The sequence below is a fragment of the Deltaproteobacteria bacterium genome (assembly GCA_019308925.1).
Classification (GTDB): Bacteria; Desulfobacterota; B13-G15; order B13-G15; family RBG-16-54-18; genus JAFDHG01.
The window spans coordinates 1-11,599 of the sequence record JAFDHG010000070.1 but is presented as its reverse complement, the minus strand read 5'-3'; the positions used below and the strand labels follow the sequence as shown (position 1 = coordinate 11,599).

At 48.4% G+C, this 11,599-nt stretch carries 10 protein-coding genes and 1 CRISPR repeat array; of the genes, 2 read left to right on the top strand and 8 right to left on the bottom strand.

Going from position 1 to position 11,599, the window contains the following annotated elements; all coding sequences use genetic code 11:
• Positions 1 to 47: 47 nt before the first annotated feature.
• Positions 48 to 2,138: a CRISPR direct-repeat array (repeat unit 30 nt; unit sequence GTTTATAGCCTACCTATAAGGGATTGAAAC).
• Between the two features lie 142 nt (positions 2,139 to 2,280).
• From JRI46_10680 to JRI46_10660, 5 genes are all read right to left on the bottom strand, one after another.
• The gene (locus JRI46_10680; protein MBW2040035.1) at positions 2,281 to 3,267 is read right to left on the bottom strand and encodes a hypothetical protein; all 987 of its coding nucleotides are present in this window, start codon (positions 3,265 to 3,267) and stop codon (positions 2,281 to 2,283) included.
• Positions 3,268 to 3,290: 23 nt separating this feature from the next.
• Positions 3,291 to 3,731 carry a hypothetical protein gene (locus JRI46_10675; GenBank protein ID MBW2040034.1) on the bottom strand — a complete coding sequence of 147 codons (441 nt, stop codon included), beginning with the start codon at positions 3,729 to 3,731 and terminating at the stop codon, positions 3,291 to 3,293.
• Between the two features lie 85 nt (positions 3,732 to 3,816).
• The gene (locus tag JRI46_10670; GenBank protein ID MBW2040033.1) at positions 3,817 to 4,599 is read right to left on the bottom strand and encodes an N-6 DNA methylase; all 783 of its coding nucleotides are present in this window, start codon (positions 4,597 to 4,599) and stop codon (positions 3,817 to 3,819) included.
• 177 nt (positions 4,600 to 4,776) lie between these two features.
• Positions 4,777 to 5,277 carry a hypothetical protein gene (locus JRI46_10665; GenBank protein MBW2040032.1) on the bottom strand — a complete coding sequence of 167 codons (501 nt, stop codon included), beginning with the start codon at positions 5,275 to 5,277 and terminating at the stop codon, positions 4,777 to 4,779.
• Positions 5,278 to 5,367: 90 nt separating this feature from the next.
• Positions 5,368 to 7,278, bottom strand: coding sequence for a SurA N-terminal domain-containing protein (locus JRI46_10660; GenBank protein MBW2040031.1), 1,911 nt, complete (start codon positions 7,276 to 7,278; stop codon positions 5,368 to 5,370).
• 182 nt (positions 7,279 to 7,460) lie between these two features.
• On the opposite strand from JRI46_10660, the gene JRI46_10655 reads away from it, so the two are divergent.
• On the top strand, positions 7,461 to 8,804 hold the full coding sequence (locus tag JRI46_10655) for a B12-binding domain-containing radical SAM protein (protein ID MBW2040030.1): 1,344 nt from the start codon (positions 7,461 to 7,463) through the stop codon (positions 8,802 to 8,804).
• A gap of 6 nt (positions 8,805 to 8,810) precedes the next feature.
• Here the strand turns inward: JRI46_10655 and JRI46_10650 are convergent, their stop codons facing one another.
• Both JRI46_10650 and amrS read right to left on the bottom strand, forming a co-directional pair.
• On the bottom strand, positions 8,811 to 9,587 hold the full coding sequence (locus JRI46_10650; GenBank protein MBW2040029.1) for an MBL fold metallo-hydrolase: 777 nt from the start codon (positions 9,585 to 9,587) through the stop codon (positions 8,811 to 8,813).
• Positions 9,569 to 10,612 (bottom strand): AmmeMemoRadiSam system radical SAM enzyme, encoded by a 1,044-nt coding sequence (gene amrS / locus JRI46_10645; GenBank protein MBW2040028.1) that lies wholly within the window; start codon positions 10,610 to 10,612, stop codon positions 9,569 to 9,571. Before amrS ends, JRI46_10650 begins: the two co-directional genes overlap by 19 nt.
• 381 nt (positions 10,613 to 10,993) lie before the next feature.
• Here amrS and JRI46_10640 point away from each other — a divergent pair, with 381 nt between their 5' ends.
• Positions 10,994 to 11,254: a DUF2007 domain-containing protein gene (locus tag JRI46_10640; protein ID MBW2040027.1), complete on the top strand. Its 261-nt coding sequence runs from the start codon at positions 10,994 to 10,996 to the stop codon at positions 11,252 to 11,254.
• Positions 11,255 to 11,291: 37 nt separating this feature from the next.
• Here the strand turns inward: JRI46_10640 and JRI46_10635 are convergent.
• Positions 11,292 to 11,599, bottom strand: a 308-nt coding sequence (locus tag JRI46_10635; protein ID MBW2040026.1) for a (Fe-S)-binding protein, incomplete at its 5' end; no start/stop codon positions are given.

Sequence of the window (11,599 nt, the reverse complement as noted above, 5' to 3'; positions counted from 1 at the left end):
GGGATTGAAACTGATACAAAGTACAATGATGCTATCAACAATGGCAGGTTTATAGCCTACCTATAAGGGATTGAAACATTGATTAAACTTCATATTAGCCTCCATTCCATGTAACAGTTTATAGCCTACCTATAAGGGATTGAAACGTGATAAGATTATTCAGGAAAAGAACCAAGGAAAGCCGTTTATAGCCTACCTATAAGGGATTGAAACTCATAGGAGCTAGGAGTTCTTCTGTTAATCTCCCAGTTTATAGCCTACCTATAAGGGATTGAAACGGCCAATGGACGGATATGTCATTCATCACATGGATGGTTTATAGCCTACCTATAAGGGATTGAAACATACTTACTTATGTCCAGTTTTATTATTTTAGCCTCGTTTATAGCCTACCTATAAGGGATTGAAACTGGAAAGACTTGCTGGATAACTATTTCAGATCGACATGTTTATAGCCTACCTATAAGGGATTGAAACAGGACAACAAGGTCCTGGAGGGGGACCTAATCGGCGTTTATAGCCTACCTATAAGGGATTGAAACCTTCTTGGTCTTCTTTGGCTGGTACTGCGGTGATCGGGTTTATAGCCTACCTATAAGGGATTGAAACAGGGAAATGAAAGAGATAGCAGTGGGAAAAATCGCCGGTTTATAGCCTACCTATAAGGGATTGAAACGCTGCTTTGACAGGGTCTTTTCCCATCTCATGATACGTTTATAGCCTACCTATAAGGGATTGAAACTTTTTATGTCGGCCCTAGTGTGGCCGGTGTCACCCCGTTTATAGCCTACCTATAAGGGATTGAAACTCCCAATCGTTTAGGGGGTTCTCAACCCCAAAACGGTTTATAGCCTACCTATAAGGGATTGAAACTATTTCTTTTAAACCAACCCTTTTACAGGCCAAATGTTTATAGCCTACCTATAAGGGATTGAAACTGAACTATGGCCCTTAAAGAGGCTTTCATGGTCAAGAAGTTTATAGCCTACCTATAAGGGATTGAAACTGATCGGCCAGCGAAGGAGATAAAAAAGGACTGGATTGGTTTATAGCCTACCTATAAGGGATTGAAACGTATGACTCTGGTATGACCAGGTGTAAACTTTTTTTAGTTTATAGCCTACCTATAAGGGATTGAAACGTTTACTCTAGCACCCATACCCAAGTGCCATCTTCTTTAAGTTTATAGCCTACCTATAAGGGATTGAAACTAGTAAAGACACATCACCCATCCCTCCTTTTCCTCGTTTATAGCCTACCTATAAGGGATTGAAACGATAAACAGAGAGGAGGTAAAAGAGAATGGAACTAACGTTTATAGCCTACCTATAAGGGATTGAAACCCAATTAAAAGCCAATCTTCAGAAACACCCGATGCCAGTTTATAGCCTACCTATAAGGGATTGAAACGGGTATATGCAAAAGACATCGAGCGTGGTGGCATCTCGTTTATAGCCTACCTATAAGGGATTGAAACTCCTGTATTGAAGAGCTTCTGCCACATCAACTGATGTGTTTATAGCCTACCTATAAGGGATTGAAACCTGTTCAACAATAGGTCGAGCGGACGGATGCATAGCACGTTTATAGCCTACCTATAAGGGATTGAAACTCTTTTGAACTTGCCGGGGAGAACCATGAGTAGCCGTTTATAGCCTACCTATAAGGGATTGAAACTACTTCCTGGCACTTCTTTCGCACTAAGATATAAAAAGGTTTATAGCCTACCTATAAGGGATTGAAACCTTGCGATATGAGAAGGGCAAGATTACCCGTGCAGGTTTATAGCCTACCTATAAGGGATTGAAACTCATCTTCATCGTAAGCATATATGTCCCTTCGGGGGTTTATAGCCTACCTATAAGGGATTGAAACTGGGGAATATGTCAAATACTAGACACGGTTGTGAGGGTTTATAGCCTACCTATAAGGGATTGAAACGTGGATGGGATCATGGAGGTCACAGAGGGGGATAAGTTTATAGCCTACCTATAAGGGATTGAAACAATCCACTCCATCAACATGGGGCCATCTATCGGTAGCGTTTATAGCCTACCTATAAGGGATTGAAACTAGTATACGGCTTTGTATTTTGGGGTCTCTTTGCGGTTTATAGCCTACCTATAAGGGATTGAAACACCCTGTCAAGATAACACAATTTCATTTGTTACCCTTTGGCTTCGACACGAATGCACAGATGATCTGTATGCCGTATTTATCGGCTACTTCTTTAAGTTGGCCTTGTATCCTATTCATTCAGGTTTAACTCTTTTAATATCATTACTTCAGTCGTTCAACCATCTCCAAAATCTTCAACGCAAAAGGAGAGAAATAGCTTGCCCCTGGAAATTGATCAGGCTCAGGAACAGAAATATCCAGATATCCTCCGAGGCGTTTAACATCGTTTAAAGCGTCCCTGAAAAGGGAAGAAAGCACATATTCATCTTCAGACCATGGAGGTACAGACAGGACCTTTACTATCTGATTAAAGAAAAGAAAAATCTGGACCCAGTTAAGATAAGTTGGTATGGCCCTCAAGCCAAGCGCATTGAGCCACTCATTTTTTCTTTCAAAGATAAAGGCTCCAGCCTTTGGTCCCTTAACCTTTGTCAGGAACCCTGCCTTGTGCCATTTCTCAAGGATTCGGTAAACATTCTTCTGAACGTAGAAGACCTCTTTTGCAATGGCATTGGAGTTGCCACCCTCATGACTCATAAGGTAAATAAGAACCTCTGCCCTTGCATCTATGCCGAATATGCCACGCAGCCTCAACTGTAACAGTGAAGGTCGTTGAAGCACTGGTTCTGTCACAATTCCCCTCATCTGAAAGTTGCTGAAGAAAGTCTCATATTCCCGTGCTGATGCCTCCCTCAATTCCTGATCGCCTGATTTCTCCGCAGTCCATCTTTTCTGATCGAACCTCTGAAGTGTATTGCCCAGCAATTCAAATACAGGGGGTTCAATAAGTGAGCGGACTTGAGTCTTTTCTTCCGGTAAGGGCCTCATGAAGATCTTCGCAATCCTCTTGAGACGTGGGAGGTTCAGCCATTCACCATATTTGATTAACCATTCAACGGCGGCGTTTAAAAGGCGAGTATCCTCTAGGCCCAGAGTGAGAGTGGATAATGCCAAGGCCTCAAGATCTATTAGCCGCTTTTCTTCTGGCCTGACATGAGAGGCTACACCCAAGGCAGACCATTGTCTCCAGTGGACTTCAAGGAAACCATCTGCGAATCTCTCTTTAAATTCCTTTAGCGATATCTCCATAACCGTGCCTTTCCAAAAAATCTTTAAGGACCAACCGAGCGATCAACCGCTGCATAGAGCTTGAAATATATCTGGTCCGTCCTACTGATGAAATAGACGGTGAGGGATCTCCCGTAATCAATCTTAACGAGCCGTCCTTCAAATCCATCGGGAAGCCCTGACTCCACCTGTGAGGCAGGTCCAAGGTTTAGCCAGTTCTCAGGTAATCCAAAATCCCTTGCCACAATCTTCGCTGCCCCAATCAGCCATTGGGGAAACTTCTCAATTTGTCGAATTTTAAGCCCCTCCTCTGTTTCCTCAGCCCATGCCAGGATATCCACATCCTTGGTAGTTCGATCTACAAGTCCAAGAGCAGCGAGGGCAGTACCACCACAGACCACCAGGGCTATTGAAGAACCGCCGTGAATCCCTATCTGCCGATCAAGGGCAGAGAGAATCTCTTCCAGGTTTTCCGATCCTACCATTATATTTAGTATTTTAAATACTAATGATTAGTACTATAAGTACTAATTTCAATTTTTCCAAGGTCGCCTTTCATCTCACTAAATTCTAAGCACTTTCAAGCTCTTTCAAATATCCCTCTATTTTCTGATCAACAGTCCTTAATTGTTCTTCGAGAGAAATGAGCCCTCTCCATTCCTCCGTTATATCTATCTCTTCGGTCTCCTCCTCAGGAAAGACATAGAGGGTGACGTTGAGGTTATGGTCGTTTTCTTTTATCTCATCGATTCCAACAACCCTAGAAAGTCCATCAACGTCACTAAAATCCTTGTAGCCCTTTGCTATCTTCTCTATATGCTCATCCCCTAAACGATTAAGCTTTCTCACCTCCGGATGTTGCTCAAATTCTTTGCTGGCATTAATAAAGAGTACCTTGCCCTTTTTTTTCTCTTCCTTGTTTTTATTAAAGACGAGGATCGCCCCTGGTGCACCAGTGTTGTAGAAGAGTTTTTCAGGAAGGAGGATAACGGCATCCAATAGGTCTTTGCCAACAAGCATGGTCCTTATCGCCTTTTCTCTACCTCCTCTAAAGAGGCAGCCGTTGTCTATGACTACCCCCACCCTTCCGGTATCGTCCTTGGCCGATGAGAGCATGTGCTGGATCCATGCCCAGTCGGCTGACTGTTTAGGAGTGAACCCAACCTTGTACCTTTCCCTCCAAAACTCCCCCTTTTTGAGGACCTCCTCATCGTAGCCGTCCTGATTCCAGGGAGGATTGGCGATGACGATGTCAAATTTTTGCAACCTCTCTCCCTCCTTGAACTTGGGATAGAGGAGGGTATCGCCGAGCAGAAGGTGGGCGTTGCGGATATCATGAATGTAGAGGTTCATCTTGGCAAGGGCGAGGGTCTTATGGTTGGCCTCTTGCCCGAAGAGAAAGCATCAAGAAAAGGGGTCAACACTTTACTTTATATTCTTAGTGAGAATTGACTTGATTTAAGGATCGGATAAGGGACACTTCCCATATTTTTTTAATGCCGCTTTTTCACACAATAAATAAAGATTCAGTTATTTTTTCCCTTCTTTCTGAGAACCAGGGGCTGGGAGAATCTCCTTCTTCTCAGCCTCGCTAGAGGCAGGAGGGGGACCTTTCATATCCAGGCAGAAACGATTTATCTCCTCTGCCACTGCAAATCCATCGAGAGGGACATTGCCCTCGTTATAGGCCTGATGGGCATCCATTATCACATCCTTGATCTCCTCCAGGGTAACCGCCTTGTGGGGGTCCTCATAGCTCCAGTCCTCACCAGGGGCGATATCCAAGGCCCGCAAATGGACAAACCCTTCTTCGCAGGTCAAATCCTCTCCCATCTTCAGGGTGGTAATGAGATTCTTGGCCAACTCACACTGGGTCAGCTCCATCCCTTCGCACCCCTTCACGTCAATAACGCCAGATAGATCTTTTTCCCCTTTCTCCACTTTCCCTTGCGCCCCAGCTAGGGGTGTAACTAAACAGATGGACAGGATAATAGACATCAATCCAATGCAAAATCGGTTCGTACGATCCATTTTTTCCTCCTGGCAATAATCCTTGTCAGCAGCTTATTACCAAATTAAGAGAGATTTGTCAAGAAAATTTACTAAAATGGCAAGCATCTTTCACTTGTAGAGCCCCAGGAGCTCCTGATTGATCTCAATTTTGGCCTCTTTCCTCATCACCATGAGCCAGCGCTGAAGGAGTTCCCCCTTCTTCAGACTATAAAACCTCTTCTGGTTGGCATCCTTCTCCTTTTCATACTTCGTCTCGCTTACCTCCTTTACCCCTCGAAGCTTGATCACAAAATAGGCATCGGCTACCTCGGCCACTTCCTCAGACCAGGGGTCCTCTGGGGTCAAGGTGGCGAGTTTCCCGGCATCTCTGCCCAGGGGCCCAATGTGAGGGGCCGAGGAGGAGCTCCTCTTGAAATATCCAGTCTGCTCCACCATTAGGCCATTTGCCCTTAACAATTTTTTAAATCCCTCCCCCTTTCTCCAGGCTGTGAGAAGTCGTTGGGCAGTGTTTTGGGCCATCTCCTTGGCGAGCGAGGAGACCAAGTCTTCCTTCACCCGTTCTTTTACCTCCTCCAGGGGAGGAATCTGTGGAGGTATGGTATCGACCACTTGCAAGACAAAGTAGTCCTCTCCATCCTGGAAGGCGGAGGAGATCTCACCCTTGCCCAAGGTGAAGGCGATGGAAGAAAACCTCTTCCTGATTCCCAACCCCTTGAGGGGCTCCCCTGGTTTGAAGGGTCCTGCTTCCCTTACCTGAAGTCCCTCCCCTTCGGCATAGGACTTCAATCCACCTTTCTTTTTTGTTTTGTAGGCGGCGTCCTCAGCATGGATGGCGGCCAAATCTTTGGCCTTTTCTTGCCTCAAGTGGGGAATAATCTCCCCCTTTACCTCTTCTAAGGCCCTCACCTTTCCCTCTTGTACATCTTCCACCTTGACGATATGGAAGCCATGGCGTGATCTCACTAGGGAGCTTATCTCACCCTTGCCGAGGTGAAAAACCGCCTTTTCCACGATGGGGTCCATCTCACCCTGGGAGAAATACCCCAGGTCTCCTCCTTCTGAGGCAGAGGGATCACCAGAGTACTTGCGTGCCAGGAGGGCAAAATCTACGCCCCGGCGGGCCTCTGAGAGGACCTTCTCGGCCCTCTTCCTGGCCTTGGCCACCTCATCGGGCCCGGCCTCAGGACCTACCTTGATGAGGATATGCCTGACCCGCACCCTCTTGGGCCTCCGGTACTGCTCTATGTTCAGCTCATAATACTCTTGAATCTCTTGGGGCGAGACCTCGGCCTCCATTAGGTGTGCGCTGGGGGAGAACTTCAAATAGAGGACCTTCACCTGGGCAGCAGAGCGGAACTCTTCCCTGTGTTCGGCATAGTATCCCTCCAGTTCACCTTGGGTGACCTTGACCCTCCGTTTAAATGTCTGGGGAGAGACTTTGATAAAGTCCAGGTTGACCTTTTCATTCTCAAGAAAATAAAGTTCTTTCACCTCCTGCGGAGGCAGGACCACGGTCGTATCCCCGACAAACTCCTCCATACGACTGATCATCAACTCCCTGAGGATCATCCCCTCGAAGTCTCCAGGCTCCAAGCCGCTGCGCCTCAAGGCCTGAAGATAGAGATTACGGTCAAACCTCCCTCCCCGCTGAAAGGCGGGGTACTGCAAGATGGCCTCCCTCAACTCCTCTTTGCTCACCTGAAGCCCAACCCTTTGGGCCCCCTGTAGGAAGAGGGTTGCATTGATCAATTGATCCAGGACCTGCTGTTTTATGTTCATCTTTTTGAGAAGTTCTGGGGAGAACTGCTCCCCGAAGATCTTCCTATAATACTCCAGGAGGTTATTGTAAGCGCGGTCGAACTCCCCGATGGTGATGAAATGGTCCCCCACGGTGGCCACTACTGTCTTCTTTTTACTCTCTATCCTACCTACCCCCCAGAAGATAAAGACCACGATGATCAGCCCCAGAAGGATCTTGATGATCCAAGAGGTGGCATGGGCCCTCATGAATTTAAGCATAATTCACCTCCTCGCGGATAAGATCTTTCAAAAAATAAATTATACCCTGTAAAAAAGCAACTATTTTATATTAGAATATCCCAGAGGCGAAAATAAAGACGGAATTTTAAGATCCCCTTTAATTTTACTTAGTTTGTGCTATAGTATAACAAATTATGTGCCTTATCTAGTACGGGATTGCTATGTTCAAAAAGAAGGCCTATTTGATCCATGCTATTGATAAGTCCTTGATAATCACGGAACAGCCAGCCTTCCCCTTCCCTGTCCTCGGGATCACCACAGTGGCCGCCCTCTTCCCTGAAAAAGAATGGGAGGTCAAGGTGGTGGATGAGGATGCAGAACCGGTAGATCTGGGCGTGGAGGCGGATCTGGTGGGGATCTCTACCCTCACCCTGAATGCCCCTCACGCCTATGAACTGGCTGATCACTTCCGCTCTCGCTGGATCCCCGTGGTGATGGGTGGATTACACGTCACCTACGAACCAGAGGAGGCCCTGAGGCACTGCAACAGCGTGGTGTTGGGAGAGGCAGAAGGGATAATGCCGAGGCTCTTGGTCGACTTCGACAAAGGGGCAATGAAGAGGTCCTATCTTCCCCCCCATCCTTTCCCTGACTTTGGGAGACCTTATGCCCGCCGAGACCTCTTGCGACGGCACCAGCATCGATACCTCTTTGCTGTCCAGGCTACCCGTGGTTGTCCCCACCAGTGTGAATACTGCTCTGTACCCCTCTTCTTTGGTAACCAACACCGGCCCCGACCTGTGCGGGAAGTGGTGATGGAAATAAAGGAGGTCTCGGATTATTACCACAAACTCTATGTTTTCTTCGTCGATGACAACATCGGCGGTACCCCTCAGTATGCCAAAGAGTTGTTTCGGGCCCTGATCCCCCTCAAGATTCGCTGGGCCAGCTTTGCCTCGCTAAAGATGGCAGAGGATCCAGAACTCCTGGATCTGGCGGCAAAGAGCGGCTGCGCGCAACTCTTTATTGGCTTTGAATCCCTGGAACAGATCAACCTCGACATGGCGGGGAAGTCCTGGGTCAGGACAGAGAAGTTCGCCCAGGACGTGCGCGCCCTCCACCAGGCAGGGATCATCGTCCAGGGGGCCTTTATCTTCGGTCACGACGGCGACACCAAGGATATCTTCCACCGCACAGTGGAGTTCGTCCAAAAGTCAGGGATAGAGGTACCGGTCTTTGTAATCCTCACCCCCTATCCGGGTACCCTGTTGCGGCGACGCCTCCTTCTGGAAAGACGCCTCCTCCCTGATAGTGATGATTGGCGTAAGTATGATGGAAGCCATGTCCTCTTCCGTCCTGCCTTGATGACACCGGAAGAACTTCAAGAGGGCTATTTCTGGGCCAAGAAGTATTGCTGTGCCCCCCGCTCCATATTCTCTCGGCTCTCCCATGCCCCCCTCAAGAACTTCCCTCTTGCCCTGACCCTTAACTTTTCCATGTGGCGGAATAAGATGCGCCAGATAAACGCCAGGTGGGAAGGTCCCTTACGGGCACCAGCAAAGTGATAGGCCTCAGATAAACTCATCGAGATACAGGCTCATCCCGTCCCGAGCAGCCATGACTTCTATACCTGTCTCCTCCTTAAGTCTTGCCGCCAGCTCCCATGGTTTGGCCCGCAACATGGTCATCCCGAAGTGGGTCAAGATGGCCACCCGGGGCGAGATCCCCCTAATGAGCTCTTTAGCATCATTCAGGGTGAGGTGACATATGTGGTTATCACGGGGGGCATTTCTAACCACATTGATGATGACGATCTGGGCCCGGTAATGCTCTATCAGCTCGGGGAAGAAAAGGGTATCCGTGATAAAGGAGAGCCTTCCACGAGGGAGTTCAAACCTGAGGCCATACGTCTCCACCTGGTGGAGGTGCCGAACAGGGGTGCAGAATCTGACCTCCCCTATAGTGTAACTCTTCCCCTCTTCCAGAATCTCAATCCCCTTCAAATAATCGTGCAGATACTCCAGGATGACTGGGTCCGACGAGAAGGCGTCTTGGGGGGCGAATAGAAGGCCTCTTCTTTTAAACCCACCCTCTGTCATGGCCTCGATCATCACGTTCACATCGGCGGCATGATCGAGGTGGCGATGAGAGAGGATAATGGCGTCGAGCTTGGTGGGATCAAGTTTGGGCTTGGCCGAGAGGCATCTTACCAGGCCCCCTGGTCCTGGATCCAGGTAGATGTTCTGCCCCTGGGAAGAGATCCAGGTCCCCCCTGAGGCCCTCAACTGTTTGGAGACCACCACCCTCGCACCAGCGGTCCCCAGAAACTTTATGAAGTCCCTTGCCATATCCCGGGGATATCCTTCCCACAGAACTTACATCTCCCCTTTACCACATTGTTGGTGAGGATGAAGTAACCCCTCCTGGCGATGATCACCTTTTTGCAGTGAGGGCAGTAGGTGTTTTCTCCTTTATGTCCGGGTACATTCCCTATATAGACATATTCCAGACCGACGGAAAGGGCCACCTCCCTGGCCTTCTCCAGGGTCTCCACCGGAGTAGGGGGGAGATTGCGCAACTTATACATGGGGTAAAAGCGGCTGAAGTGGATAGGGACATCGGGACCAACTTCCCTTTTGATCCAGAGACACATCTGTCTTACCACCTGCATATCGTCGTTCTTGGTGGGGATTATCAGGTTGACCAGCTCCAGGTGGACCCCCTTGCTCCTCAAGGTCTTGATGGTCTGCAGGACGGGGTGTAGCTCACCCTCCGTCATCTCCTGATAAAAATCCTCCGTAAAACCCTTTAGGTCGATGCAGGCGGCCCCCAGATACTGGCAGAGGTCTTCCAAGGGCTGGGGGTTGATGTAACCGTTGGAGTGATAGGTGCTCAAGATCCCCTTCCCCTTGGCCAGGACCGAGACATCGTACATATACTCGAAGAAGATGGTTGGCTCCACATAGGTGGAGGCGATGGTGGGGCACTTATACCCTTGGGCCATCTCCACGACCTTTTCTGGGGGGAGCCGGAAATTGAAGGTCTTCTCCGGCACCTCTTTGGAGATCTCCCAATTCTGACAGAACTTACAATCGAAGTTGCAGCCTGTGGTGGCAATGGAAAAGGAGGGGGTGCTAGGGAGGACGTGGAAAAAGGGTTTCTTCTCAATAGGGTCTATGTGGACCGCACAGGGGTTCCCGTAGACAAGGCTGCAAAGCTTTCCCCCTCTGTTCTCCCTTACCTCACAATAGCCCCTTCCCCCTGATGAGATCACGCACTCCCTCGGACAGAGGAGACATTGGACCTCTCCACCCGCAAGGAGCTGAAAATAGGGGGAGAGCTTTGTCCCCACCAACCCCCACTCACCCTCCAACCTCCCCTTTCCGTAAGGATACACCTCCTTGCTAAATAGGGGAGAAGAAGCAAAAGCGAGGTAAAAAAGACCCTTCCCACAGGTCGCTAAAAATTCCCTTCTAGAAAACCTCTGTACCCCCATGAGACACCTTATTTTATAATTTTGGGCTCTTCTCCAAAAAAGTTGCTACAATGGCTCATGGCTCATAGTTCATAGCTCATCGCTGATTGAAGATTGGCCCCTTGAACCTTCTCAATTTCACCAACTAAATGAGAGAAGGTCTTAATTTTATCGCCTCAGGGAGAAGTTATCAAGGACAACTTTGTGGAGGATCTGAAAGGGTTGTTCATTGACTCAGGGGCAGGGGAGATGTTATCTTGAGATCTCATGGAGAGGGAGATGACGAAGGGGGAGAATTTCAAGAAGATAACAGTGGTGGAAAATAAATTTGAGGCGGACCTCATCGCCCAGACTCTGCAGCAGGAAGGAATCTCCTTTATAATCCGCTCCTATCACGATACCGCCTACAACGGGATCTTCATCCCCCAAAAGGGATGGGCTGCAATCATGGTACCTGAGGAACTGGAGGAGAAGGCCCAGGATATCATCGCTGAACTACGCGAGGGTTTAGAGAAAAAAGCGAAAAAGGGGGATATCTAGGATATCCCCCCTGAAAGACCGCTACCTGCTATATCTCTTAGTGCAGAAGCTCTATCACATGCATTACCCTTTGGGGCATTCCCTTTTGGATGGTGTTGTCGATCAACTGGATCATACACCCTGGGCAGGCGGTAACCACGATGTCCGCATTCGTTTCGGCAATGGAGTTCATCTTATGCTCGGCTATCTTTTTGGAGAGTTCATAATATTGAATGTTAAATGCCCCTCCCATCCCACAACACCGATCTGGCTCTCTCATCTCCACAAATTCCACCCCCGGCAAGGATTGGATGATCGCTCTGGGCTGAGTGGAGATGTTTTGGTACCTTACATGGTGGCAGGGAT

What these genes read in the sequence shown, in the direction of transcription:
- JRI46_10680 (MBW2040035.1), bottom strand. Translation starts at nt 3,267, where the DNA reads ATGGAGATATCGCTAAAGGAATTTAAAGAGAGATTCGCAGATGGTTTC.
- JRI46_10675 (MBW2040034.1), bottom strand. Translation starts at nt 3,731, where the DNA reads ATGGTAGGATCGGAAAACCTGGAAGAGATTCTCTCTGCCCTTGATCGG.
- JRI46_10670 (MBW2040033.1), bottom strand. Translation starts at nt 4,599, where the DNA reads ATGAACCTCTACATTCATGATATCCGCAACGCCCACCTTCTGCTCGGC.
- JRI46_10665 (MBW2040032.1), bottom strand. Translation starts at nt 5,277, where the DNA reads ATGGATCGTACGAACCGATTTTGCATTGGATTGATGTCTATTATCCTG.
- JRI46_10660 (MBW2040031.1), bottom strand. Translation starts at nt 7,278, where the DNA reads ATGCTTAAATTCATGAGGGCCCATGCCACCTCTTGGATCATCAAGATC.
- JRI46_10655 (MBW2040030.1), top strand. Translation starts at nt 7,461, where the DNA reads ATGTTCAAAAAGAAGGCCTATTTGATCCATGCTATTGATAAGTCCTTG.
- JRI46_10650 (MBW2040029.1), bottom strand. Translation starts at nt 9,587, where the DNA reads ATGGCAAGGGACTTCATAAAGTTTCTGGGGACCGCTGGTGCGAGGGTG.
- JRI46_10640 (MBW2040027.1), top strand. Translation starts at nt 10,994, where the DNA reads ATGACGAAGGGGGAGAATTTCAAGAAGATAACAGTGGTGGAAAATAAA.